The following is a 25,293-nucleotide window of genomic DNA, read 5'->3' on the forward strand; positions in this document are numbered from 1 at the left end:
GTTGGCCTGGCAATGCGTCGAGGGCCGGGGCGAGGTGGTGTCCGGGGTCGAGGCAGGGCATGAGGACGCTCAGGCGGACCATCGTGCGAGTACCTCTTTCACCAGTTGCTGGTAGCGGTCGCCGATCCGGGTGTCGTCGAGTTCGCGGCGGGCCCACGCGCGGCCGGCCGCGCCGATGGTCTGGCGTCTGCGGTCGTCGGCGAGCAGGTCGCGCAGGGCTTTCCCGGCCGCCGCCGGGTCGCGCCTGGTCACCACCGCGGCGCCTTCCGGTGCCAGGTCGTCGCCGAGGTAGACCTCGTCGCTGACCAGGACCGCGACTCCGGCCGCGAGCGCTTCGGCGACCGCGACGCCGAAGTTCTCGTTGTCGCTCAGCAGCGCGAAGACGTCGGCGGCGGCGAGCAGGTCGCGACGGCGGGCCGCGTCGGCCCAGCCGGTGAACACGACCCGGCCGGGCCCGGTCCGGCGGGCCGCGGCGAGCCGCAGCTCCTGGTCGAGGCGGTCGTCGCCGGCGCCGGCGACGACCAGCACGTCCCCGGGACCCGCCGCCCGCCCGAAGGCGTCGAGCAGCAGGGGCAGGCCCTTCTTCTCGTCGATCCGGCCGAGGAACAGCACGATCCGCCCGCCGTCGGGCAGCCCGCAGGCGCGGCGCGCGACCGAGCGCGGATCGGGGGCCGCCGCGGGGACGGGCAGCGGCAGCACGGTGCGGCGCGGGTCGGCACCGAAGCCGACCAGCCGGTCGGCTTCGCGCGCGGTGGTGCAGACGACCGCGGCCGCCCCGGCGAGGGTCTCGCGCCACAACGGCGCGAGCCGCCGTTTCGCCCAGGCGTGCTTGCGCAGGTCGTAGGGATCGAGACTGCCGTGCGGCCACAGCAGGTACGGCACGGCGTACTGGCGCGCGGTCCGGCCGCACAGCTGCGCGGTGAGGTCGAACACCCCGTGCACGGCGACGAGGTCGTGCTGCGGCACCAGCCGGTCCAAGGTGGACTTGAGCCGGACCGAACCGTGGAAGCGGCCGGCGAACCGGCCGGGCGGCACGAGTTCGAGGTCGAACCAGAGCGGCAGGTCCCGCAGGATCCGGCCACCCTCTTCCGGGCGGTGCACGGTGACGAGCGTGGCGTCGTGCCGCAACCGGGCCTCGAGCTCGCCCAGGGCGGCGACGGCGGCCGCGACCCCACCGTAGCTGTCCCCGACACTCGCGACGGCGTGCAGCACGCGCAGCGTCATCGAGCGCCCTGCCACGCGCTGTCCGGCGGTTTCGCTTGGGGTGACGCGCTTCGGGACGACGGCGCGGCGTGCGCCGGGCCGTCGACAGGCTGGGCCTGCCGCGCGGTGTCGTGCACGGCCGTCCGTGGGCGGGGCGCTCCGGGCTCCAGCACTTCGGCGAGGTCGGCGTCGACCATCAGCCGGGCCAGTTCGGGGGCGTGGACGCGGGCTCGCCAGCCGAGTTCGCGCTCGGCCTTCGCCGGGTCGCCGATCAGCGCGGGGACCTCGACCGGGCGCAGGTAGCGGTCGTCGAAGCGGACGTGGTCGTGCCAGTCGAGGCCCGCGTGCGTGAACGCGTGCTCGAGGAACTCCCGGACCGTGCAAGGTTTCCCGGTCGCGACGACGTAGTCGTCCGGCCGGTCCTGCTGCAGCATCAGCCACATCGCCTCGACGTACTCGGGAGCGTACCCCCAGTCCCTTGTGGCGTCGAGGTTCCCCAGGTGCAGGACGTCCTGCTTGCCTGCGCGGATCAGCGCCGCGGCGCGGGTGATCTTGCGCGTCACGAACGTTTCGCCGCGGCGCGGGCTCTCGTGGTTGAAGAGGATCCCGTTCACGGCGAACATGCCATAACCTTCGCGATAGTTGCGGGTCACCCAATAGGCGTAGGTTTTGGCCGCCGCATAAGGCGACTGCGGGCGCAACGGCGATTCCTCGTTCTGCGGCGGTGGTGTTTCGCCGAACATTTCCGAACTGGACGCCTGGTAGAACCGGCACGGAAGATCCACCATTCGGATGGTTTCGAGAAGCCTCGTCGTGCCGAGGCCGGTCGTGTCGCCGGTGAACACCGGTTCGTCGAAACTCACCCGCACGTGGCTCTGCGCGGCGAGGTGGTAGACCTCGTCCGGAGCAATGCCGGCCAGCAGATTGGCCAGGCGGCAACCGTCCGTGAGGTCGCCGTAGTGCAGGATCAACCGGCCGGGGTCACGCACCGGGTCCCGGTAGAGGTGGTCGATGCGGGTCGTCGTGAATGTGCTCGCGCGGCGGATGATTCCGTGGACTTCGTACCCTTTGGCGAGCAGGAGCTCGGTGAGGTAACTTCCGTCCTGTCCGGTTATCCCGGTGATCAGAGCGGTTTGCATCGCGGTACTCCCGGAAAGTGCGATCCGTCGGCGTCCGATGGGCTCGTTCCATCATTGGCCCGCACGACAGCACCGGCGACTCGTGCACGGAAACGTTCACACCAAAGCGTTGTTCTGCCCGACCGAGGAGTGAGGCCGATGCGCCGAGTGTTGACCAGGACCACACCGGTTTACGTGGCGGGCCACACCGGGCTGGCCGGCTCCGCGTGCCTGCGGCTGCTGCGGCGCCGGGGGTTCTCGCGGCTGATCACGGCCACGTCGGCCGAGCTCGACCTCCGGGACCGCGCCGCCACAAAGGAATTCCTGGGCCGCCACCGGCCGGAGGTCGTGGTCGCCGCCGCCGCGCGGGTCGGCGGGATCGCCGCGAACGCCGCCGCGCCCGCCGAATTCCTCAGCGACAACCTGCGCATCCAGCTGTCCCTTTTGGACGCCGCGCGCGAACTGCGGTTGCCGCGGCTGCTGTTCCTCGGGTCGTCGTGCGTCTACCCGCGCGACTGCCCGCAGCCGATCCGCGAGTCGGCGCTGCTCAGCGGGCCGCTCGAGCCGACCAACGAGGCGTACGCGATCGCCAAGATCGCCGGTCTGGTCCACGTGCGGTCGGTGCGCCGCGAGGACGGCCTGCCGTGGATCTCGGCCATGCCGACCAACCTCTACGGACCCGGCGACCGCTTCGACGCCGAACGCGCGCACGTCCTGCCCGCCCTGCTGCGCAAGTTCCACGAAGCCGTCCGCACCGGCGCGGACACCGTCGAAGTGTGGGGGACCGGGCGCCCCCGGCGGGAGTTCCTGCACGCCGACGACCTCGCGGCGGCCTGCCTGGCTCTGCTGCAGCACTACGACGACGACGAACCGGTCAACGTCGGCACGGGCGAGGACATCGCCATCGCCGGCTTGGCGCGGCTGATCGCCGAGACGACCGGGTTCACCGGCGAAGTCCGGTTCGACCCGTCCCGGCCGGACGGGACGCCCCGCAAGCTGCTCGACGTCGGCCGGGTGAGAGCGCTCGGCTGGCGGCCCGCGATCGGGCTGCGGGAAGGCCTGGCCAGTACCTACGACTGGTTCGTGCGGCACCAGGAGGTGGTGGTCTGATGCGGATCCTCGTCGTCGGTCTCAACTACGCACCCGAACACGCCGGGATCGCGCCCTACACGACCGGCGCGGCGCGGGCCCTCGCCGGCGCCGGGCACGACGTCCGCGTGTTCGCCGGGTTCCCGTACTACCCGCAGTGGCGCACCGCCGCCGGTTACCGCGGGCTGGTCCGCCACGAGGCCGACGGGCCGGTCCGGCTGACCCGGCTGCGCCACTACGTCCCCGGCGACTCGACCGGCGTCGGCCGGATCGTCCACGAAGGATCGTTCGCCGCGCACGCGTGGCTGCGGGCGCGGGGGCTGCGCGACGTCGACGTGGTGCTCGGGATCAGTCCCTCGCTGCTGTCCCTGGTGACCGCGCGGCGCCTGGCCGCGGCCGCGGGAGCCGCGTTCGGTGTCGTCGTGCAGGACCTCTACACGTCGGCGCCGGCGGAGCTGGGCACGCCCGGCGGCACGCACGTGGGCCGGCTGGAAGGTGCGCTGCTGCGCGCCGCCGACGGGGTCGTCGCGGTGCACGAGAGCTTCGCCGGCGTGCTCCGGAGCCGGCACGGCGTGGCGGCCGACCGGATCACCGTCATCCGCAACTGGACGCACACCGGGGACCCGGTCGACGAGCCGTGGCCGGAGGAGCACCCGTGGCCCACCGGGCGCGGCCCGGTGGTGCTGCACGCCGGCAACATGGGCGCCAAGCAGGGGCTGGAGAACGTCGTCGCGGCCGCGCGGCTGGCCGACGAGCGCGGCGAGGACGTGCGGTTCATGCTCGTCGGCGACGGCTCCCAGCGCGGTGAGCTGTGCCGGCTGGCGACCGGGGTGCGGCGCGCGTCCGTGCTGCCGCCGGTGCCCGAGCGGTACTTCCCCGGCATGCTCGCCGCGGCGGACGTGCTGGTGGTCAACGAACGTCCCGGTCTGCGCTCGATGTGCGTCCCGAGCAAGCTGACGTCGTACTTCGCCGCCGGGCGGCCGGTGCTGGCCGCGACCGAACCGGACAGCCCCGCCGGCGTCGAACTCGCGGCGGCGGGCGCCGGCGTCCGCGTCGCGCCGGGCGATCCCGAAGCCCTCCTGGCGGGTGCGCTGTCGCTGGGCCGCGACCGCGACCGGGCGGACCGGCTCGGCGAGAACGGCCGCAGGTACGCGAAGGCGGTGCTCGGCGCGGACGAGGCCGCCCGCCGCTACCGGGACTGGGTAGCGGGTCTCGGCGCGCGGAGCGCGGCGTGAGCGCCGTGCTGGTCGTGTGCACGGCCAACGTCTTCCGGTCGCCGCTCGTCGCCGGCCTGCTGACCGCCCGGATCTCGGGCAGCACGTTCACGAGCGCGGGCCTGCGCGCCCGTCCCGGCGAACCGATGGCGGCCCCGGCCCGCACCGCACTCGGCCTCGACGGCTTCCGCTCCCGGCAGCTCACCGCGGACCTGGTCGACGCGGCCGACGCCGTGATCACGATGACCTGGGCCGAACTGTCCGAAACGGCACGGCTTTCCCCGCGCGCGCTGCCGAAGGCTGTGACACTCGGCGAGCTCGCCCGGGCCGCGGCAGCCCGCGCGTCGGGCGGGTTCGCCACACTGGTCGCGGACGCGGTGCGCGATCGGGGCTTGGCCCACGTCGAGGAGGTACCGGACCCCCGCGACGCGAACGCCCGCCGGCTCGAGGACACGACGGCCCGGATCACGCGCTTGGTCGACGTCGTCGCGGAGACGGTGACGGCGGACGCCGCGGGTGCCCGGTGACGCGCCGCGCGGCTCGTGACGGGGCGTGGCCGGGCGGCGGGGCACGGCGGTTCCGCGGCGGGGACCACCGGTCGGGGCCTCGCGGCAGGGAGGGGCCGGCTGGTGCGGTGCGGCCGACCGGAGTCCGTCCGCGGGCCGGAGGGCCGACGCGGCTGGCCGGGTTTCCCCGGCTTGGTGGCGGGTGGGTGCGGCGGTTCTCCGTGGTGCCGGCCCGGCCCGGAGAACGGCTTGGCCGCGAGGATCGCCGGTCGGGGCCTCGCGGCCGGGAGGGGCCGGTTGGTGCGGTGCGGCTGACCGGAGTCCGTCCGCGGACCGGCGCGCCGACGCGGCCGGCCGGGTTTCCCCGGCTTGGTGGCGGGTGGGTGCGGCGGTTCTCCGTGGTGCCGGCCCGGCCCGGAGAACGGCCTGGCCGCGAGGATCGCCGGAGAGCCGCTCGCGGCCGGGAGGGGCCGGGCGATGCGGTGCGGTCGGCCGGGGGCGGCGCGTGGGCGCGGCCGACCGATGCACTGCTCGGCGTCGAGGACCACCGGTGAAAGCCGTCGGGCCCGTGCTGGCCGCTCTCTTCGCCGCCGGTTTGCTCTGGCTGCTCACCGCGCCCCTGCACGGCGGATCGCGCCACGGCATGGCTCTCTGGCTCGGCATCGGGGGCACGGCGCTCGTGGCCGCGGCCTGCGCCGTAGTCCGTGCCCGGCGTCGCGCGGCTTGGCGGCGGAACGCGACCATCGCCGTCGTCCCGTTGCCTCGGGCCGGCCGCCGGGTGGCCGACAGCGAGCTCAGGAAGGGCTGAGGGTGGCCGGCAGCGGGACGGGGCGGCCGGCGCGCAGGGCGTCGGCCGCCGCGGCCAGGCGGGGGCGGTCGAGGGTCAGGTAGGCCTGGCCGTCGGGGGCGCGTCCGGAACCGGAGACCGGCGCGGTGTGGAAGCTGACAGCGTTCGGGGGCAAGGTGGCGACGTCGAGGAACAGCTCGCGGAACCGGTCCGGCGTCAAGCCGGCGTCGGCCGAAACCGTGTCGTGCACGACGCCGAACACCCGGCTCAGCAGGTCGGGGTCGGTGAGGCCCTTCGCCGCGACATCGCGGCCCAGCGCGGAAAGCAGCAGGTGCTGGCGGCCGATGCGGTCGAGGTCGCCGTGGGGCAGCCCGTACCGCTGCCGCACGAAGGTGAGCGCCCGGTCGCCTTCGAGCACGATCGGCCCGGCGTCGAAGTGGGTCCGCGTCTGGGGATCGGTCGAGGCCACCGGGTTGTCGACCGGCACCCCGCCCAGCTCGGTGGTCAGCCGCCGCACGCCGGCGAAGTCGGCGACCACGACGTGGTCGATCCGGACTCCCGTGAGGTCCTCCACCGTGCGGACCACCAGCCCGACCCCGCCGAGAGACAGCGACGCGTTGATCTTCGCGCTGCCGTGCCCGGGGATCGGCACCCAGGCGTCCCGGGGCACGGACAGCACTTCCAGCTTCCGGTGCCCGGCGGCGAAGTGGGCGAGCAGGATGCTGTCGGCCCGCTCGCCGGTGACCCCGCCGCCGACGTCGGGCCCCTCGCGCCGGTCGCTGCCCAACAGCATGACCGTGACCGGCGGCTTGGCCTCGCCAGGTGCCGGGGCGGCCGGGGCCGGGCGGGACGGCAGGCCCGCGAAGACGTCGCCCGGCAGGCGGCCGAGGCCGTCGGTCACCACGCGCTGCAGGTGCCACCCGTACGCCGTCACGCCGATGGTCAGCACGGCCAGCGCGACGAGCGCGACCCGTCCGGCCACGCGGTACCACCGGCGGCGCGCGATCCGGCTCATGCCCCGACACTGGCTCCCGGCCGGGACGCTGTCAACGCGGGGACAACGATCAGGTGACCCGGCGAGGCCGGCGGAAGGTCCGATGTAGATGGTCGGGAAGCCTTGGTGGCGAAGGTATCGGACGTTCCTCGCCGGATCCGACACGCTCGTGGTCGGCTGGGCGGTGACCCTCGTCCCGGTGATCGCGCCGGGTCAGCCGCCGTGGCGCGACGTCACCGCGCCGGTGGTTTTCGCGGTGCTGTGGTCGCTCGCGCTGGTCGTTTCGGGCACCCGGGACGCGAACGTGCTCGGGATCGGGCACGAGGAGTACAAGCGCGTGGTGTCCGCGTCCGTGACGCTGTTCGGTCTCGCCGCGATCGCCGCGTACCTGCTCGGCGACCCCCTCGTCCGCAGCTACCTGGTCGCCGCGTTCCCGGTCGGCGCCTCCGGCCTGGTGTGCTCGCGGTGGCTGTGGCGGCAGTGGCTGCACGCGCGGCGCTGCGCCGGCGCCTGGTCGGCCCGGGTGTTCCTGGTCGGCGACACCGCGCGGGTGGCGGACGCGTTCGCCGCGGCGCCCTACACCGGGTACGCCGTGATCGGCAGCTGGCACGGGACGGCGGACGACAGCCCGGACGACACCGCGCGCGCCATCGTCCGCGCCGCGCGCCGCCTGGACGCGGACACCATCGCCGTCACCGGGGGACCCGACGCCGGCCCGGACCTGCTGCGCCGGCTCGGCTGGCTGCTCGAACGCACGCCCACCCAGCTCGTGGTCGTGCCCGGCGTGATGGCGGTGGCGGGGCCGCGGGTGCGCACCCGGCCGGTGGCGGGCCTGCCGCTGCTGTGCATCGAAGCCCCGCGGTTCACCGGCTCGGCGAGGCTGGTGAAACGCCTCTTCGACGTCGTGGTCTCCGCGCTCGCCCTGTTCGCGCTGAGCCCGGCCTTGGCCGTCATCGCGGCGGCGATCAAGCTGGACAGCCGTGGCCCGGTCTTCTACCGGCAGCCGCGCTGCGGGCGGCACGGCAAGGTGTTCCGGGTGTGGAAGTTCCGCACGATGCACCCGGGCGCCGACCGGCGGCGCGCGGAGCTGGTCACGGCCAACGAAGCCGACGGGCCGCTGTTCAAGATCCGGTGCGACCCGCGCGTCACCCGGCTCGGCCGTCACCTGCGCCGGTGGTCGGCCGACGAGCTGCCCCAGCTGATCAACGTGCTCACCGGGCGGATGAGCCTGGTCGGCCCGCGCCCGCCGCTGCCGGAGGAGCTGCGCCGCTACGAGCGGGACGTCCGGCGTCGCCTGCTGGTGACCCCCGGCATGACCGGACTCTGGCAGATCAGCGGGCGCTCGGACCTCGGCTGGGCCGACGGGGTCGAGCTGGACCTGTACTACGTCGAGAACTGGTCGTTCACCCTCGACCTGATCGTGCTGTGGAAGACCGCGCGCGTGGTCGGCAGCGGCCGCGGCGCCTACTGACCGACGGGTTCGGTGCGCCGCGGCAGGTTCCGCCGCTGTTCCGGCAGCCACCGGATCAGCCGGTTCCGCCGCGGCGGCGTCAGGTAGGCGTAGTAGTGCCCGGCGGCGCCGCTCGAACCGGCGGGCACGCGGTTCAGCACGATCCCGATCAGGCGCGCGCCGATCGTGCCCAGCGCCCGCACCGCGCGGTCGGCCTGGTCGCGCCGGGTGCGGCCGACCGCCGTCACGAGCAGGGCACCGGTGGCGCGCTTGGCCAGCAGTGCGGCGTCGGTGACGGGCAGCAGCGGTGGCGAGTCGATGACGACGAGGTCGAACCGGGCTTCGAGGTCCTTCAGCACCTGGTCCATCGCCGGGGAACCGAGCAGCTCGCTCGGGTTGGGCGGCAGTTCACCGGCCGTGAGGACGTGCAGGTCGCCGCCCCAGCGCTGCAGGGCCTCGTCGACGCCGACGCGGTCGAGCAACACGGTGGTGAGCCCGACGGTGTCGACCAGGCCGAGGTAGTGCGCGATCCGCGACTGCCGCAGGTCGGCGTCGACCACGACCACCCGCAGCCCGCTGTCGACCAGCGTGAGCGCCAGGTTGACCGCGGTGGTGCTCTTGCCTTCGGCGGGCACGGCCGAGGTGACGACGATCGAGCGCAGCTCGCCGACCGCGGAGACGAACTGCAGGTTCGTGCGCAGTTTCCGGAACGCTTCGGCACGGGCGCTCTGCCGGCTGCGCAGCAGGGTCGGGCTCTGGTCGGCCTGGCGGTCGAAGGGGATCTCGCCGAGCACCGCGCCACCGGCGTCCTTCGGCAGGTCGGCCTCGCCGCGCACGCGGGTGTCGACGGCCTGGCGCACCAGCGCGCCGGCGACCCCGGCGAGCAGCCCGGCCAGCAGGCCCGCGCCCAGGCTCAGCGGCAGCGAGGGGAACACCGGGTCCGCCGGGACGCTGGCGCGGCGCACGAAGCTGACGGTGACGGGGGACCGTTGCCCGACGGTGCTTTCCAGCTGCGTCACGACGCGGATGAGCGAGTCGCCGATCGCGTCGGCGGTGGCGGCGGCCCGCGCGGGGTCCGAGTCGCGCACGGCGATGTCGACGAGCACGGTGTCCAGCGGCGCGCCGACGGTGACCCGCTCGGCGAGCTGATCGGCGGTCCCGGGCAGGCGGAGCTGGGCGATGACCGGGTCGAGCACGCGCGGGGTGGTGACGACCTGCGCGTACGACTTGACCCGCTGCTGGCCGAAGCTGCCGCCGGAGTAGAGCTCGGTGCCGTCGTCGCCCTGGCGGGTGGAGACGAACAGCTGGCTGTTGGCGGCGTACTGCGGGGTGGTGAAGAGCAGGAAACCGACGGCCGCGAGCAGGCCGAGCAGCACCCCGGCCGCCATGACCCGCCAGCGGATCTTCAGGGCGTGCAGGTATTCGGCGAGCTCCACGTGACTCCTCTGGTCGGGGTGCCGCCTCAGGCCGGCGTGCCGGGGCGTCCGGTGGGCGCACGACGGCGGGTCACGCGACGGGCGGGTTTCGGGGAGCGGCCGTTCGCCGCGTCGGCGGGTTCGACAGCGTCGGCGGGCGGTTCGTCCGGCGAGGTGCCGGGGGTATCGGCTGCGGGCTGGGCGCCGGGTGCTGGGTCGTGCCGTTCGGCGGGCGTGGCGGCGGTCGGTTGGGGGTTGGGTGTGTCGTCGGGGGTCTGCTCGCCGCCGGGTGTCGGGTTGTGCCGGGGGGCGGGTGTGTCGGCTGGGCGGGTGGCGTCGGCGCTGTCCGCGGCCGGCGGTGGCGCGATGTCGGCTGCGGGCTGGGCGCGGGGTGCTGGGTCGTGCCGTCCGGCGGGCGTGGCGGCGGTCGGTTGGGGGCTGGGTGTGTTGTCCGCGGTCGGCTCGCCGCCGGGTGTCGGGTCGTGCCGGGCGGCGGGTGTGTCGGCTGGGCGCGCAGCGTCGGCCCCACCCACGGCTGACGATGGCGCCATGTCGGCTCGGTCCGGCGCCGGCGTCGAGGGTTCGCGCAGCCGGGCCAGCCTGGCGGCGATCCGGTCGAGGTCGCCGGTCAGTTCGCGGTGCGCCGCGCGGATGCCGGCCGCTTCCTCCTCGGCGCGGGCGATGATCAGGCCGGCCTCGCGTTTCGCGTCGGCTTCCGCGGCTCCGCGCAGCGCCTCGGCCTCCTCGGCGGCGCCGCGCACCCCCGCGCGGATCTCCGCGGCCTCGCGTTCGGCGGCCGCGCGGATCGCGGTGGCCTCCGCTTCGGCGACGCCGAGGAGCTTGTCGATGCTCGCGCCGATGCCGGGCGCCGCCGGTTCGGGGGACGGGCGCGGGTGCGGCACCCCGCCGTCCGCGAGCCGCGCCTCGGCGTCCGCCAGCGCCTGCCCTTGCCGGGCGACGCGCTCCTGCAGCGCCTGTACGTACTCGTCGACCTGGCGGCGGTCGTAGCCGCGCAGGACGACCGAGAACCTGACCGGGCTGTCCGTGACCGGTCCGGACACGGAAATCGGGTCTTCCGCCATGTCCCGAGTGTTGTTAATGGCGCTCCCGCCAGCAAACCGGAACGCGCCAATGGCACCTTCGGATGAATTTCACGTGCCGCGGGCGGTGCCGAAATCCTGGGTCCAATACGCGCGGGCGCCGCTGGTGTACCAGATCCCGATTTCCCGGAACGCGCAGTTGAGGATGTTCGCGCGGTGCGGCGGGCTGTTCATCCACCAGGTGACGACCTGCTGCGGCGTGCGTTGCCCCGCGGCGATGTTCTCGCCCCACCGCGACCACTTGTACCCGGCGCCGGTGATCCGGTCGTCCGGGTTGTCCCCGGCGACGCCCGTGTGGCTCATGTAGCGGTACTTCGCCATCTCGTCGGTGTGCACCTGCGCGGCGACGGTCAGCTGCCCGTTCCCGATGAGCGCGGGGCACCCGCCCTGCTGCCGGTACTTGTTGGTTTCCTGCAGGACCTGCACCGGGTACGACGTCGCGGCTTGGGCCGCGGCCGGGAGGCACAGCGAACTCCCGAACAGCAGGGAAACGACGACGGCGGTTTTCCGGATGCGCATGATTCCTCCCCGGTGGAAACGGAATGTCCGTCCATGATGCGCGAAGCGCGAGGGTGATCGGGCTCGCCGGATCCGGCAAACCCGATTCACCGAACGTGGCGTGAACGCGATGCGATCAGCGGAACAGGGGAGGTTCGCCCGGCCGGTCGGGGGAACCGGCCGGAATCACCCGGACGTCCCGTGCACACCGGCTCGTTCGGGGGCAGCCAGGCGAACCTCCTCGATTGCCGGGTGAACGTGCCCCGGTGCCGGCGCGGAAGGACTGCAGCACGCCCGCTCGCGCGGTTGATGCGTCCCAGCGGTGTCCCACCGGGGTGGCGTTCCCGCTGGTCCGGCGGGGTGGGACCGTCCCACCGTCCCGAGTCGGGCGGCGACCGGCGACCGGCGGGGGCGGGCACTGCCAGCCTGCTGGCCATGCAAAGACTCGCTCTGGCCGTCGCGGTGCTGCTGGTGGTCCCCGCCGCGGCCGCAACCGCGGTCGCGGCCGAACCCGTCGCGGTGTGCGGGCACACCAGCACCCAGCCCACCCTCGCGCAAGGGGCGACCGGCGCCGCGGTCACCGAAGCCCAGTGCGAACTGAACCTCGCGACCAAGGCGAGCCGGTACACGCCCATCGGCGCGGACGGCTCCTTCGGCCCGGCGACCGACGCCCGCGTGCGCGTGTTCCAGAAGTGCGCGGCCTTGAGCGTCGACGGGCAGATCGGCCCGAACACGTGGGCCGCGCTGAACTCGTGGTCCGCGCGGCCGCGCAAGTGCGCCACCCAGGGCACGGCAGAAGCCGCGCAAAGCGTGGTGTGCGGCCATTCCACCGCGCGCCCGACGCTGCAGAGCGGGGCGACCGGCACCGACGTCAAGGAACTCCAGTGCCGGCTGAACCTCGCCATGGAGCCGGGCCACTACCCGCCGCTGACGATCGACGGCCAGTTCGGTGACGGCACCCGGAATCGCGTGATCCAGTTCCAGCACTGCGTCAACGCCAGCGCCGACGGCGTCGCCGGGCCCACCACCTGGAGCAAGGTCACCGACTGGTCCGGCCGCAACGCCTACTGCACGCCGCCGAAGCCCGCCGGGCACCCGATCGACGGCGTCGACACCGCGAAGTACCAGCACCCCGGGGGCGCGGCGATCAACTGGGGCGCGGTGAAGGCGTCCGGCGTCGAGTTCGCGACCGTCAAGGCGACCCGCGGCCTCAACGTCACCGACGAGTACCTGGCCACCGACTTGCCCGCGGCCCGCAACGCCGGCTTGGCCGTGGGGCCGTACCACTTCTACACGGGCACCGCGGCGAACACCGGCGGGGCGCAGGCCGACCGGTTCATCGCCGCGGTGAAGGCCACCGGGTACACCGGCAAGCGCGCCGGTGACCTGCCGCCCGTGTTCGACCTGGAGTGGAAGGACGACGGCTCCGGCGGCTGCCCGCCGTACGTCACCGTCGCCGACGCCAAGGCGTGGCTGGACAAGGTGCAAGCGGCGTTCGGCCGGACCCCGATCATCTACACCCAGAAGTCGTTCCTGGACGCGTGTCTCGGCGGCACCACGGCGTTGTCCGGCTACCCGATGCAGCTCGCGGACTACCGCCAGTCCGTCACGCAGCCCGCGCTGCCCGCCGGGACGAAGACGTGGCTGATGTGGCAGTACACCGACGCGGCCATCCCCGACGGCATCCCCGCACCGGCGACCGGCGACGTCTTCAACGGCACCCAGGCCGACCTCGACCAGCTCGCCAACCGCTGATTCCCCGCTAGGAAAGGACGAGAATGACCTTCCCCATGAGCCGCCGCACGGTGCTGCGCGGCGCGGTGGTGCTCGGCGCCGCCGCGGCGGTCAGCCCGCTGCTGCTGACCGGCACCGCCCAGGCGTACCCGTGGTCGCGCACCCTGACCCAGGGCGCCACGGGCGCCGACGTCACCGAACTCCAGATCCGGGTGGCGGGCTGGGCGGCCGACTCGCCCAGCCACAGCCGCGTCTCGATCGACGGCGAATTCGGCCCCGGCACGGCCGCGGCGGTCCGCCGGTTCCAGGCGGCGTACGGCCTGGGCGCGGACGGCCAGGTCGGCCCGGCGACGCAGTCGGCGTTGAACGCGCTGGAGCAGAGCGACGGCTCGACCGCGCACTTCGACTTCAGCGAGTTCACCGACCGGGTGAGCGGAACGTTCAACGGCGGCAAGGTCAGCGCGGCCACCGCCAAGGAGAACGCGCGCCGCTGCATGTACAAGCTGGAGGCGGTGCGCAAGAAGCTCGGGAACAAGCCGATCACGGTCAACTCGGGGTTCCGCAGCATCGCGCACAACGAGGACATCGGCGGCGCCAGCGACAGCATGCACCTCTACGGCACCGCGGCTGACCTGAACGTGCCGGGGGTGGCGAACAAGACGGTCTACCAGAAGGCCGAGACCAGCGGGTTTTCCGGGCTGGAGACGTACAACACCGACCACCAGCACGTCGACAGCCGGGCCGACCTCGGCCGCGCGTGGTGGTGGGAGAACGGGACCGTCTGACGCCTCCGGCCGGGAGCTGCCGCCGGGAACCTGGGGGTTCCGGCGTCGGCGATCCCGTGCCGCGAAGCCCGCGCCCCCTGGGCCCGCACCGCGGGCCGCCCCTCGCGGGGGGCGCGGGCTTCGCCCTTTCCTCTGCTCAGTGCGCCGGGGGGTTTTGGAGGGCGGCCGAGCAGGACGGCCAGTCGTGGAAGTCGTGGTGGGCGCTCCACAAGCGGTGGGCCGCCTCGATGTTCCAGACCGGGTCGAACGCCTGACGCGGCGTGCCGCCCAGGTCCAGCAGGCGGGCGTCGGAAATCTGGAAGACGCCCCAGTTGCGGCTGCCGTTCGTGTTGGGCAGCACCCACAGCGGGTCGAGGAACGAGGCGCAGCGGGCGATCGCGACCGCGGTGTCCGGTGCCTCGGTGAACACGGCGCGGATCCGCTGCTCCACCATCGTGGCCGACCAGCCCGCGAGGCTGGTGCGGTGGTCGTACAGCGCGTTCTTGGTGGCCTCGTCGACGATGCCGCGGGCGGGCAGGCCGGCCAGCACCTGGAACGCGGTGACCCGCCGCAGCGTCTCCGGGCCGAACGAGCCGTCGACCGAGAGGCGTCCCTGGGCCGCGACCAGCAGGTTCTGCACCTCGGTCACGCACTCGTCGTGCTGGCCCATGCTCACCGTCGGCTGGCAGCCCGTGGAGAACAGCACCCGGTCCGCGTACCGGCCGCTCGCCGCCGGGCCGGACGTGTCCCCGCCGACGGTCGCCCACGCGAGGCCGCCCGCCAGCAGGGCCGCGATCGCGATGGCCACCGCCACGTACACCCGTCTTCGCGGCCGTGGCGAGGGTGGCTCCGGCGGCACCCGGCCCGCGTCGGCCAGTGCCCACAGCTGGTGCAGCTCACGCAGTTCCTCGGTGGACGCGCCGCAGACCTTCGCGAACGAGTGGACCACGCGGTAGTCGGCGGGAACGCTCTTGCCCGAGCAGTACCGGTGCAGGCTCGAGCCGCTGGCCCCGGCGAGCCGGCCGAGCCGCTCGTAGCCCTGCCCGCTGCGGTCCTTCAACATGCGCAGGTACGCGGCGAACTTGTCCGTGTGCGGTGTCAACGGCGACTGGACCACCTCGCTCGGGCAGCGGACGACGGACGGAAGTTAACACCGTCCCGACGATTGCCGGGCGAAAACCGACGGATTGGGCCACACGGCGGGTCACCGCCCGCCAAGTGGGGGCGCACGGCGCTTCAGATCTTGCGGTACCGGCTCTCGAACAGCGCGAACACACCGAAAACCGCGATGCCGGCGGCCAGCGCCAGCAGCATCGCCTGCCCGTACGGCTGGACCGCGAGCGTCTTGAGCGCGGGGTCCAGGCCACCGGCCTTCGCGGGGTCGTACTCGACGGCGGCGACCACGAACATCGCGCCGACGGTGCCGTAGGCGAGGGCCATCGCGCACCAGCCGACCTGGCCGAGCCGGATCGTCGAGCGCCGCAGGGCGGGGGACGCCCCGCCGAAATCCAGGTCGTGGACGAACTTCTTCGCGATCCCGCGGTAGCCGAGGAACGCGGCGACCGCGATCACGGCGCCGCCCGCCGTGATCACCGCCGCGGCTCCCCACGACTGGGCCAAAGCCGTGGCGACGATCGAGCCCGCCTTGCCGGAGCCGCCGGTCGCGATCTTGCCCGCGCTGTAGGCGACGAGCGCGTACAAGACGACTTCGACGCCACTGGTCGCCCGCCGCACCCAGCGTCGTCGCGGTGCGGCGTGCCGGTGTCCCGCGATCGCTTCGGTGAGCTGCCACAACGCGAGCAGCCCGGTGCCGGCGGCGATCAGCCAGAGCAGCCACGCGCCGCCGCCCGTGGCCACGATCTGCAGCGCGCCCGCCTTGTCGGCCTTCTCGTTGTCCCCGAGGGCCACCTGGGCCGCCAGCCACGCGACGACCAGGTGCACGAAGGCGTAGCAAACCAGGCCGATCCGGGCGAACAGGGTGAATCCTCTGATGTCGGGCACCGGGGGATCCTCGCCCATCCTGCCCCGCTTGAAAAGGCAGTCCCGCCGGACCGAGGGATCAGTCCAGCGCGGCCGCCTTGCGCAGCAGCACCGAGCGTTCACGCTCGTTGGCGCACAACCGGGCCGCCAGTTCCAGCTCGCCACGCGCCTCACCGAAGCGGCCGAGCCGGGTCAGCAGCTCGCCGCGGACGGTCGGGACCAGGTGCGAACCCGGCAGCCGGTCCGTGGCGACCAGCTCGTCCACGATCGCCAGCGCCGGCTCCGGACCCGTGGCCATCGCGACGGCGACGGCCCGGTTGAGCTCGGCCACCGGCGAGGGCGCAACCCGCCCGAGTGCCTCGTAGAGCAGCACGATCCGGTCCCAGTCGGTCTCCGCGACCGAGGGCGCCGACGCGTGCGTGGCGGCGATCGCGGCTTGCAGGCCGTACGGACCGAGGCCGTGCGGCGCCGCCTTGGCCAGCGCGGCCAGCCCGCGGTGGATCGCCGCGTGGTCCCACCGGCGCCGGTCCTGGTCTTCGAGCAGGACCGGCTCGCCGTCCGGCCCGGTCCGCGCCGGGAAGCGCGCGGCCGTCAGCTCGCACAACGCGAGCAGGCCGTGCACCTCGGGCTCGGCCGGCAGCAACGCGGCCAGCGTGCGGGCCAGCCGGATCGCCTCGTACGCGACGTCGGGGCGGATCAGCCGGTCGCCCGACGTGGCGGTCGAGCCCTCGGTGAAGATCACGTAGAGGACGCTGAGCACGCCGCCGAGCCGCTCGCGGCGCTCGCCGGCCGCCGGCAGCTCGAACGGCACCCCGGCGGCCGCGATGGTCTTCTTGCCCCGGGTGATCCGGGCCTGCACGGTCGGCACCGGCACGAAGAACGCGCGGGCGATCGCCTCGCTGGACAGGCCGCCGACCACGCGCAGGGTCAGCGCCACCCGGGCCTCGGGGGAGAGCACCGGGTGGCAGCTGATGAACATCAGCGCGAGGACGTCGTCGTCGATGCGGTCCGGGTCGAGGTCGTCCTCGCCGGCCACCGCATCGGTCGCCAGCTGCGCGTAGCGGTCCTGGAGGGCGGCCCGGCGGCGGATCGCGTCGATGGCGCGCCGCCGGGCCGCCGCCCGCAGCCAACCCGCCGGGTTGGCCGGGGAATCCAGTGGCCACGACACCAGTGCCTCGGCCACCGCCTCCTGCGCGGCGTCCTCGGCGAGCCCGAAATCGCCGGTGAACCGGGTCAGCGCGGACACGATCCGCGCCGACTCGATCCGCCAGACGGCCTCGACGGCGGCCGCGTCCATCAGGAACCGGGGGTCTCGTCGTCGCCGGCCACCCGGCGGACTTCGATCTTGGACCCGCGGGCCGCCGGGACCCGCTTGGCCCACTCGACCGCTTCCTCCTTCGTGGCGACCTCGAGCAGGAAGTAGCCGCCGAACAGCTCCTTCGTCTCCCCGTACGGCCCGTCGGTGACCACCGGGGTGTCCCCGCCGAAGTCGACCACGACGCCCCGGCTCGGCAGGTCGAGCCCCTCGGCGGCGAGGAGGACACCGGCCTTGAGCATCTCCTCGATGAACTCGCGGCTCGCGGCCATCATCGCGTCGATGTCGGCCATCATGGCCGCGTTCGACTCGTCGGTGCCCCGCATGATCAGCATGTACTTCGACATCGTGCGCTCCTCGTCCCGCGTGGCCGCCTCTCGGCCTCGCCCCCCTTTGTCGAACGGGCGGCGCGCGGATCAACACGACTGTCGAAAAACTTTCGCCCGGCCGCGCCGAGGATCGCACACCCCGGGTCATCTGCCCGCTTGCGGTCCGATCATCGAGTTCACGTCGATCGGGGACGGGATGGCGCCGAGCTGCAGCAGCAGGTCCGGCACCCGCTGCAGGCGCCGCGCGTCCAGGATCGAGCCGTAGCCGGGCAAGGTGAGGAGCTTGGCGGTGTCCTCGTCGATCTTGGCGAACCGCACCAGCAGCGGCTCGACCTTCGCGCGGTCGTTCAGGGTCTCGTGGGTGGCCTTCTGCATCGCGCGCTGGAACGCGGCCAGCGTCTTCGGGTTCTCCCGCACCCACTTCCGCGTCGCGCCGTACCCGGTCAGCGGGAAGTCCTGGGTCGCGCCGCTGTTGATGTCGATCACCGGGATCGCGCCGACCGTCTTGGCGGCCTGCGTGATGTAGGGCTCCGGCAGGTACGCGGCGTCGGCCTGCCCCTGCTGCAGCGCGGCGGCGACGTTCGGCAGCGCGACCAGCACCCATTTCACCTTGCCGAAATCGACGTTGTGGTCCTGCATCACCGAGCGGGTGAGCAGATCCGCCGCGGTGTTCTTGGCCGTGATGGCGATCTTCCGGCCCGCCAGGTCGAAGATGTTTTTCACCGGGGAATTGGGCACCGTGACGATCGCATTGGACTTCGGGTTGACCGACGTCGCGTCGGCCACCAGCTGCATGTCGGCGGAGCCGGAGCTCCTCGCGATGAAGAACGGCGGGTAGGTGGAGAACGCGATGTCGGCCTCGCCGGAGATCGCTTTCGTCAGCGAAGCCTGGCCGCTGGCGGCGATCACCGACTCGACGGTCAGGCCCTCGGCCTGGAAGAACCCGCCGTCCTGGGCCAGCCAGAACGGCCCGAGATCCGTAGTGGGGAGGATGGAAACCTTCAGCGTGTGCTTTTCCAGGCCGCTGCCGCTCGACGACGAGTTCGACACCTCCGAACCGAGCGCGCCGCACCCGGTCGCGACGGCCAGGACGGCCGCGACGGCGAGTGCGGCGGGGCGAGTGCGAAACCGGTTACTGCTCCTGCCTATTCCGAACAAGACCTGCTCCTCGAAGGGAGATCACGATTGATGTACCGAGTCCAAGGTGTGTCCGTGAATCATTCCCCGGAGTCAGGCAGGTCACTGTAGGGACCCCGTCACCACTTGACAACGCGTGCGTACATCGAAAACCGGATTTCACCACAATGGCGGCACGAATACTTGATCGACGATCTTGTTTTTTGCCAGCCAGGTGTCGTCTCCGGCTGCGGAAATCTTCGGTCGAAACGGGGTGGACCCGCTGATTCCGCCGGGGGAGCGCCGGGGACGCTGATTTGATCCGGTCCCGTTCCGGCCGCCGGTGTTCGCCGGGGCGATCACTGTCCGTGGTCGCCCCGGCAATCGCTTGCCCGGTGGGGCGAGATTGCCGGGAGCGTCGGCCGGCGGTCGCCCGCCGGATGCGGAAAACGTGGCACCTCGGCGCGGGTCGAGGCGGAAAACAACGGATCGGTGCGGCTTCGCGACGATGAATCCGGCCGGTGCGACCTGCGGAAACCGCCGGTGCGGGGCGTCACTGCGCGGTCCACGGACCGGATCTCCGGGCCGCTGGGGTGTCGTCGAAATGTTCGAACGCCTCATCCGGTGATCGCGGGATGATCATCGGAAAGGCATCGGCCTACGGGGTGGTTTCCCGGAACGCGGCCTGTTTCGTCGGCCGTAACGCCGTTTCTCCGAATTATTTCCGGATTGGCCGCAGTGTCGTTCTTCGGCGCCGTGTGCGGTGTGTAGTCGCATTCTTCCGCGCAGCGGAATCACGCTCGGATCACAAAACGGGATTAATATCGAAATGGATGTTTGCCCGGAGGGGAAGCCTTGGTTAACGGCCGAAGATCCGGATTTGTCCCACGATACCTCTTGTTGGGCAACAAGTTTTACTCCTATTATCAGCGTGTGCGACCGCTCACCGACGGTACCGAGCTGCTGGTCGGTCGGGACAGTGAGCTGTCCTGGCTGGTCGCCTGGATCCGTGATGTGGGCACCGGTCGCGGCCACGCCGTCCTGGTGGACGGCGAGCCCGGCATCGGCAAGTCCGCGCTCGTGCGGACGGCCTGCGCGGCCGCGACCGACGCGGGCTGCCAGGTTTACTGGGGTGCCGGCGACGAGCTCGGGCAGGCGCTGCCGCTGCTGCCGCTCCTGGACGCGCTGCGGATCACGCCGGCCGCGCGGGATCCCCGCCGGGTCGCCATTTCCAAGCTGCTGCGGGGCGGCGCCGTCGCGGGCAAGGTGGCCGACCTCGCCGCCCGGGCCGCCGAGCAGCTGATCGCGCTGGTGGACGAGCTGAGCCAGGACGGCCCGGCGGTGCTGGTCGTCGACGAGCTGCAGTGGGCCGATCGCACGACGGTGGCGGTGTGGAGCCGGCTGGCGCGCGCGGTCCGGCAGCTCCCGCTGCTCCTGATCGGCGTGCTGCGCCCGATCCCGCGCCGCGACGACCTGCGGTCGCTCTTCCGGATCGTCGGGCCGGGCGAGCGGTTGCGGCTGGGCCGGCTGCCGGAACCGGCGGTGCTGGAGCTGGTCGCCGAGCTGGCCGGCGGCAAACCGGGTGCCGAGCTGGCGCGGCTGGCCGCCGGCGCGGCCGGGAATCCGTTGTACCTCACGGAACTCCTCGACGCGCTGACCAGGAGCTCGTGCCTGGAGGTCGACACCGCGGGCATCGCGGAGCTGACCGGCGCGGCCACGCCGGACTCGCTGCCGGAGGCGATCGCGGACCGGCTCGGCTTCCTCCCCGAACCCGCGCGGGGCGTGCTGCGCGCGGCGGCGCTGCTCGGCGTCGGCTTCTCGGTCGCGGACCTGGTGACCGTGACGAACACCCCGCTCGCCGACCTGCTGCCCGCCCTCGACGAAGCCCGCGCCGCCGGGGTCCTCGTGGCGGCCGGGGACGACCTGGAGTTCCGGCACCCTCTGATCCGCACGGCGCTGTACGACGACATGCCGACGGCGGTGCGGATCGCCTGGCACCAGGGCGCCGCGTGGGCACTGGCCGAGGCGAACGCCCCGGTCGAGCGGGTCGCGCGGCAGCTGCTGCCCATGGTGTCCACAACGGACAGCCGGGTGCCGGTGCCCGCGTGGGCCGTGCGGTGGCTGCTCGACGTGGCCACGCCGCTGATCGGCCAGGCGCCGGGGGTCGCCGTCGCGCTCCTGCGGCGGGCGGTCCGGGACGCGCCGCTCGACGACGTCGTGACGGGTGCGCTGGCCGGCCGGCTGGCCGACGCGTACTACGGGGTGGGCAACATCGCCCAGGCCGAGCGGATCGCCGAGCGCGCGCTGGACCGCGTGCGCGACCCCGACGTGCGCGTCGACCTGTACACGACGGTCGTCCAGTGCCGCGCGATGACCGGCCGTTCCGCCGAGTTCCTCCCGGAGCTGAACGACGCCTTGACCCGGCCGGGGCTGCACCCCCGGCACCGGGCCCGGCTGCTGGTGCTCATCGCGCGCACGCACCGCTACATCGGGGAGGTCGACACCGCGGGCGAGGTCGCCACCACGGCGCTGGCCGAGCTGGCCCCGGACGAGGACCGCTGGGCGACCGGGTGGGCGTTGCACGTGCTGAGCCTGGTCGCGATGGTGCGGGGCGAATGGGCCGGCGCGCTGCCGCTGTTCGAGCGCGCGATGGCGATCGTGCGGGGTGATCCGGCGCTGATCGACCTGACCCTGCAGCTGCGCATCAACCAGTCGGTCACCTACGGCGCGCTCGATCGCTACACCGAAGCGCACGCCGCCGCCGCGCAGGCGCGGGAACTGGCCGACCGCACCGGCAGCGTCGTCCGGCTGAGCGAAGCGCAGAGCGCGCTCGGGCAGCTGCTGCTGGGCGCCGGCCGGTGGGACGACGCGCTGGCCGAGGTCGACGTCGTCGCGGACGACCGCAAGGACCCGAGCGTGGTGTGCTGCGACCACGGCGTCGCCGCGATCATCCACTTCCACCGCGGCGAGACGGCCGCGGCCCGCCAGCACCTCGACGTCGCGGCGGAGTACTGGGAACGCATCGGCGACCGGGTGGTGGAATCCCTGGTGCGCGCCCGAAGCCTCGCCTTCGAGTACGCCGGTGCGCCGGAGCGCGCGCTCGCCGTGCTGACGGCGGTGCTGGCCGGCGTGGACGCGGGGGAGGACCTGCTGGGCGACGCCGTCCGGCTGGCCACGACGATCGGCGACGTGCGGACCGCGACGGAGATCGAAGCCCGGGTCCGCGCGCTCGCGGCGGATTCGGCGGTCCCGCACCTCGGCGCGCTGGCCCTGTACTGCCGCGGCTTGCTCGACGGCGACGGGACGACGTTGCTGCGAGCCGCCGACGGCTACCGCGACGCGGGCCGGCCGCTGTCCCGCGCCAAGGCGTTGGAGGCAGCGGCGATCGCCTTCGCCAAGGCACGGGAGGAAGACCGCGGTTCGGCACGGGCGGCGTTCACCCACGCGGTCGACCTGTACGCGGAGCTGGACGCGCAATGGGACGTGGCCCGCCTGCGCGCCCTGTTCCGCGCGTTCGGCATCCGCCGCGGCCCGACGGTGAAGCACCGCCAGACCACCCACGGCTGGGACAGCCTCACCCCGACCGAAGGGAGGATCGCCGCCCTCGTGGTCGAGGGCCTTTCGAACCCGCAGATCGCGGCCCGCTTGTATTTGTCGCCGCGCACGGTCGGCACACACGTGTCGCACATCCTGAACAAGCTGGGCGTGCACTCGCGCATCGACATCGCTCGGGAAGCCGCCCGCCACCAGTCGGCTTCGGGCTGAGCGACGGGCCCTGGCTTCTCAGCGGCGGGGTGCGCGGCCGGCACTCCGCGGTTTGGTCCGGCGCGGCGCGGTGTGCCTCCGACCGCGCCGCGCCGGCTGCCCCTCCAGCGATGCCTTTTCGTCGAGCCGGCCTGGGTGAGCCGCGTTGTTTGGTCCGGCGCGGCGCGGTGCCTCCCACCGCGCCGCGCCGGCAGCCCCCTCCTGCAATGCTTTCCGGCCAAGCGGTCCGGGCGCCCAGTCCTGGCCGCCGCGGTTTGGTCCGGCGCGGCGCGGTGTGCCTCCAACCGCGCCGCGCCGGCTGCCCCTCCAGCGATGCCTTTCCTCCGAACGGTTCCGATACCTCACACCCCGACCTCCGGTGCGTCGTCCGGGCGGCGGACGAACAGCGGACGCCGCGCTACCCGCTGACGGGGGATCAGCGCCGCCAGGTTCCGGCGCGTCACGGCCGCGTGGCCGCTGACCACCTGGCCGACCAGGACCGCCAGCACCAGCAGCAGCGGGGTCCGCCACGCGCCGGTGTACGTGTGCAGCCAGCCGCAGGCCAGTACGCCGAAGCCGGCGATCACGTAGCCCACGCCCTGCACCACCGCCGACAGCGCGAGTGAGCTGTTCCTGCTGCGCAACGAGATCGTCGTCAGCGCGAACGCGAGCGAGCCCATGCCCGTGCCGGTGGCCGCGGCCCAGAGCCAGGGTGCGGCCGCGGGGGCCAGGAGCAGGCCGGTCACCCCGATGGCGTTGGGGACCGCCAGCGCGACGACGAGCAGGGTCTGGTTGTGCCACCGGCGGGTCCAGCCCGGGACCAGCAACATCATCGGCAGCCCCATCGCCATCGACAGCGCCAGGCACCCGCCCGCGGTCGTCGCCGGGACGCCCGCGTCGCGCAGGATGCCCGGGAGCCAGCCCATGACCAGGAACGTCACCGTCGAAATCAGTCCGAAGTGGATGGTGAGGGCGAACGCGGGTGTTGCCCCCGAAGCCCGCTGCGGGGTCGCGAACTCGCCGGGGACGCGCTGCCACACCTGCAACGCCACCAGTGCCACGCCCGCCCACAAGCCGAGGGCGACCTGCCACGACGACGAGAGCACCACCGCGGGCGTGACCAGCGCGCCGACCGTGCTGCCGAGCCCGAGCCCGAAGGTGAAGGCGGCGGAACCCCCGGCCAGCAGGGGCAGGATGGTGCCGAGGACCGCGATCGACAGGCACGCCAGCGCCGTCCCGGTCAGCAGCTGCGCCGAGCCGGCGAGGACCCGGCCACCCAGCGAAAGCACCAGCGCGGCCAGCGCCACGGCGACGGTCCGGTAGGTCCCGAGCCGGTTGGCCAGCCACGGCGTCGCCCAGCCGCCGAGACCGATCGCCCACAGGGGTAACGCGACGAGCACCGCGGCGACGAGATCACCGGCGACCGAGATGTCCGGCAGAGCCGCACCCAGGCTGGTCACGGCCGGGCGCAGGTTGAGGGCCAAGAGGAAGATCACAACGGTGGAGACGGTGGTGGTGGCACGCGACATCGCTCCTCCTCGGGTCTCGAGGGTCGGAGCGTCGGGGCCCCGTAAAGCAATGTTTCGCGGTGCGCGTGGATCAGACATCCGTCAGGTGACGGATGTGCGAGTTTTCCTGTCCCTCAAGGGATTCGGTGTGCGAATGGCCGTGCATCGGCACGGCCGGACGGCACCCCCGTCGGCGCTTGCAGGCCGTGGCGGGTCAGCTCGTCGTAGCCGCCTTCGGCCATCGGGCCGAGCGGCGGCCGGGTCGGGCGAGCGCTGCGGCGTCCCAGTCGCGGGCTTCGAGCTGCTGCTCACGCTGCTGCGGCGGCGGCTCGCTCGCCCGCCGGACCGGCGGCTGACCCCGGTGGGGCAGCGCGGCGCGGTGGCACGGCAGGCAGGCTGGGACCCGGGTGCCCGGGCTGCCCGGCAGCGGAACCGACCTCCCGGGTTCCGCGGTGCCGGTGCAGATCTGGTGCTCGTGGCCGACCGGGGCGCACAGGCAGCGGCACTCCGTCATGGCCGCTCGTAGGTGTAGAAGCCGCGGCCGGTCTTGCGGCCGAGCAGGCCGGCGTCGACCATCCGCGCCAGCAGCGGCGGCGGTGCGTAGAGCGGTTCCTTGAACTCTTCGTAGAGCGATTCGGCGACGGCCTTGGTGGTGTCGAGGCCGATCAGGTCGGCCAGCGCCAGGGGACCCTGCGGGTGGGCGGCGCCGCGGACCAGGCCTTCGTCGATGGCTTCGCGCGTCGCGAAGCCCGATTCGAACATGCGGATCGCGGCGAGGATGAACGGGATCAGCAGCGCGTTGACCACGAACCCCGCGCGGTCCTGGCAGAGGATCGCCTGCTTGCCGAGCGCGTCCTGGGCGAAGGTCCGGGCCCGGTCGACGGTGGCTTCGGTGGTGAGCAGGCTGGGCACGAGCTCGACCAGCGGGAGCACCGGCACCGGGTTGAAGAAGTGCACGCCGACGACCTGCGCCGGGCGTTCGGTGGCGGTGCCCAGCTTCATGATCGGGATGGACGAGGTGTTGGACGCGAGGATCGCGTCCGGCGCGGCCACGACCTTGTCGAGCCGGCGGAACAGCTCCGTCTTGACGGCTTCGTCTTCGACGATCGCTTCCACGACGAACGTGCGGTCGGCGAGGTCGTCGAGGGATTCGGTGACCCGGATCCGGTCGAGGACGGCGGCGGCGCTCGGGATCTTGCCCTTCTTCTCCGCGCGGGTCAGGGACGCTTCGAGCCGTCGCCGCCCGGCCTCGGCACCGGCCGGATCGGACTCGACCGCCACCACGTCGAGGCCGGCCCGGGCGCACACCTCGGCGATCCCGGCCCCCATCTGCCCGCACCCGACCACGCCTACGCGTTCCATCGCCGCCACCTCTCTGGGACTCGATACCATTCGGACGGTACTCAGTACCGCCCAGTAGCTGAAGGCG

At 73.2% G+C, this 25,293-nt stretch carries 21 protein-coding genes and 2 pseudogenes; 9 read left to right on the top strand and 14 right to left on the bottom strand.

What is annotated here, in order from left to right; all coding sequences use genetic code 11:
- Positions 1–69 precede the first annotated feature (69 nt).
- On the bottom strand, positions 70–1,224 hold the full coding sequence (locus SD460_RS21900; protein WP_318306642.1) for a glycosyltransferase: 1,155 nt from the start codon (positions 1,222–1,224) through the stop codon (positions 70–72).
- On the bottom strand, positions 1,221–2,342 hold the full coding sequence (gene gmd / locus SD460_RS21905; protein WP_290056343.1) for a GDP-mannose 4,6-dehydratase: 1,122 nt from the start codon (positions 2,340–2,342) through the stop codon (positions 1,221–1,223). Before gmd ends, SD460_RS21900 begins: the two co-directional genes overlap by 4 nt.
- Before the next feature lie 138 nt (positions 2,343–2,480).
- Between gmd and SD460_RS21910 the strand changes: the two genes are divergently transcribed.
- From SD460_RS21910 to SD460_RS21925, 5 genes and pseudogenes are all read left to right on the top strand, one after another.
- A complete protein-coding gene (locus tag SD460_RS21910) occupies positions 2,481–3,431 on the top strand; it encodes a GDP-L-fucose synthase family protein (protein WP_318306643.1) in 951 nt (316 codons plus the stop codon).
- Positions 3,431–4,006 (top strand): annotated as a pseudogene (locus SD460_RS46995) (glycosyltransferase); the annotation flags it as partial. The gene SD460_RS21910 and the pseudogene SD460_RS46995, both read left to right, overlap by 1 nt.
- A gap of 60 nt (positions 4,007–4,066) precedes the next feature.
- Positions 4,067–4,645 (top strand): annotated as a pseudogene (locus SD460_RS47000) (glycosyltransferase); the annotation flags it as partial.
- Positions 4,642–5,151 (top strand): arsenate reductase/protein-tyrosine-phosphatase family protein, encoded by a 510-nt coding sequence (locus tag SD460_RS21920; RefSeq protein WP_290056348.1) that lies wholly within the window; start codon positions 4,642–4,644, stop codon positions 5,149–5,151. The pseudogene SD460_RS47000 and the gene SD460_RS21920, both read left to right, overlap by 4 nt.
- A gap of 529 nt (positions 5,152–5,680) precedes the next feature.
- The gene (locus SD460_RS21925; RefSeq protein WP_290056350.1) at positions 5,681–5,938 is read left to right on the top strand and encodes a hypothetical protein; all 258 of its coding nucleotides are present in this window, start codon (positions 5,681–5,683) and stop codon (positions 5,936–5,938) included.
- On the opposite strand, the gene SD460_RS21930 is transcribed toward SD460_RS21925, so the two are convergent.
- Positions 5,925–6,932 (bottom strand): LCP family protein, encoded by a 1,008-nt coding sequence (locus tag SD460_RS21930; RefSeq protein WP_290056352.1) that lies wholly within the window; start codon positions 6,930–6,932, stop codon positions 5,925–5,927. The genes SD460_RS21925 and SD460_RS21930 overlap by 14 nt on opposite strands.
- A gap of 88 nt (positions 6,933–7,020) precedes the next feature.
- Between SD460_RS21930 and SD460_RS21935 the strand changes: the two genes are divergently transcribed.
- Positions 7,021–8,382, top strand: a complete 1,362-nt coding sequence (locus SD460_RS21935; RefSeq protein WP_290056354.1) for a sugar transferase — start codon at positions 7,021–7,023, stop codon at positions 8,380–8,382.
- On the opposite strand, the gene SD460_RS21940 is transcribed toward SD460_RS21935, so the two are convergent.
- From SD460_RS21940 to SD460_RS21950, 3 genes are all read right to left on the bottom strand, one after another.
- A complete protein-coding gene (locus SD460_RS21940) occupies positions 8,376–9,797 on the bottom strand; it encodes a tyrosine-protein kinase domain-containing protein (RefSeq protein ID WP_318306644.1) in 1,422 nt (473 codons plus the stop codon). The two genes, SD460_RS21935 and SD460_RS21940, sit on opposite strands and share 7 nt — an antisense overlap.
- A gap of 26 nt (positions 9,798–9,823) precedes the next feature.
- Positions 9,824–10,858, bottom strand: coding sequence for a DivIVA domain-containing protein (locus SD460_RS21945; protein WP_290056358.1), 1,035 nt, complete (start codon positions 10,856–10,858; stop codon positions 9,824–9,826).
- Positions 10,859–10,927: 69 nt separating this feature from the next.
- A complete protein-coding gene (locus SD460_RS21950; protein ID WP_290056360.1) occupies positions 10,928–11,395 on the bottom strand; it encodes a CAP domain-containing protein in 468 nt (155 codons plus the stop codon).
- A 414-nt stretch (positions 11,396–11,809) separates the two neighbouring features.
- On the opposite strand from SD460_RS21950, the gene SD460_RS21955 reads away from it, so the two are divergent.
- On the top strand, positions 11,810–13,129 hold the full coding sequence (locus tag SD460_RS21955) for a GH25 family lysozyme (protein ID WP_318306645.1): 1,320 nt from the start codon (positions 11,810–11,812) through the stop codon (positions 13,127–13,129).
- A 23-nt stretch (positions 13,130–13,152) separates the two neighbouring features.
- A complete protein-coding gene (locus tag SD460_RS21960) occupies positions 13,153–13,893 on the top strand; it encodes a D-Ala-D-Ala carboxypeptidase family metallohydrolase (protein ID WP_290056362.1) in 741 nt (246 codons plus the stop codon).
- Positions 13,894–14,029: 136 nt separating this feature from the next.
- On the opposite strand, the gene SD460_RS21965 is transcribed toward SD460_RS21960, so the two are convergent.
- The 5 genes from SD460_RS21965 to SD460_RS21985 form a co-directional block, all read right to left on the bottom strand.
- A complete protein-coding gene (locus SD460_RS21965) occupies positions 14,030–14,974 on the bottom strand; it encodes a helix-turn-helix domain-containing protein (RefSeq protein ID WP_290056364.1) in 945 nt (314 codons plus the stop codon).
- A 134-nt stretch (positions 14,975–15,108) separates the two neighbouring features.
- Positions 15,109–15,873 (bottom strand): DUF1206 domain-containing protein, encoded by a 765-nt coding sequence (locus tag SD460_RS21970; RefSeq protein WP_318306646.1) that lies wholly within the window; start codon positions 15,871–15,873, stop codon positions 15,109–15,111.
- Between the two features lie 58 nt (positions 15,874–15,931).
- Positions 15,932–17,149 (bottom strand): RNA polymerase sigma factor, encoded by a 1,218-nt coding sequence (locus SD460_RS21975; protein WP_318306647.1) that lies wholly within the window; start codon positions 17,147–17,149, stop codon positions 15,932–15,934.
- The gene (locus tag SD460_RS21980; RefSeq protein ID WP_290056370.1) at positions 17,149–17,514 is read right to left on the bottom strand and encodes a YciI family protein; all 366 of its coding nucleotides are present in this window, start codon (positions 17,512–17,514) and stop codon (positions 17,149–17,151) included. Before SD460_RS21980 ends, SD460_RS21975 begins: the two co-directional genes overlap by 1 nt.
- Positions 17,515–17,640: 126 nt before the next feature.
- A complete protein-coding gene (locus SD460_RS21985) occupies positions 17,641–18,654 on the bottom strand; it encodes an ABC transporter substrate-binding protein (protein ID WP_290056372.1) in 1,014 nt (337 codons plus the stop codon).
- Positions 18,655–19,545: 891 nt separating this feature from the next.
- Here SD460_RS21985 and SD460_RS21990 point away from each other — a divergent pair.
- Positions 19,546–22,377 carry a helix-turn-helix transcriptional regulator gene (locus tag SD460_RS21990; RefSeq protein WP_318306648.1) on the top strand — a complete coding sequence of 944 codons (2,832 nt, stop codon included), beginning with the start codon at positions 19,546–19,548 and terminating at the stop codon, positions 22,375–22,377.
- A 341-nt stretch (positions 22,378–22,718) separates the two neighbouring features.
- Here SD460_RS21990 and SD460_RS21995 read toward each other — a convergent pair whose 3' ends face one another.
- The 3 genes from SD460_RS21995 to SD460_RS22005 all read right to left on the bottom strand — a co-directional run bounded on the left by SD460_RS21995 (position 22,719) and on the right by SD460_RS22005 (position 25,235).
- Positions 22,719–23,885 carry an MFS transporter gene (locus SD460_RS21995; protein ID WP_290056374.1) on the bottom strand — a complete coding sequence of 389 codons (1,167 nt, stop codon included), beginning with the start codon at positions 23,883–23,885 and terminating at the stop codon, positions 22,719–22,721.
- A 193-nt stretch (positions 23,886–24,078) separates the two neighbouring features.
- Positions 24,079–24,378 carry a hypothetical protein gene (locus SD460_RS22000; RefSeq protein ID WP_290056375.1) on the bottom strand — a complete coding sequence of 100 codons (300 nt, stop codon included), beginning with the start codon at positions 24,376–24,378 and terminating at the stop codon, positions 24,079–24,081.
- Complete coding sequence (locus SD460_RS22005; RefSeq protein ID WP_318306649.1) at positions 24,375–25,235, bottom strand: 3-hydroxybutyryl-CoA dehydrogenase; 861 nt, start codon at positions 25,233–25,235, stop codon at positions 24,375–24,377. Before SD460_RS22005 ends, SD460_RS22000 begins: the two co-directional genes overlap by 4 nt.
- Positions 25,236–25,293: the final 58 nt, after the last annotated feature.

Origin of the sequence: Amycolatopsis solani (genome assembly GCF_033441515.1) — a bacterium.
GTDB lineage: Bacteria > Actinomycetota > Actinomycetes > Mycobacteriales > Pseudonocardiaceae > Amycolatopsis > Amycolatopsis solani.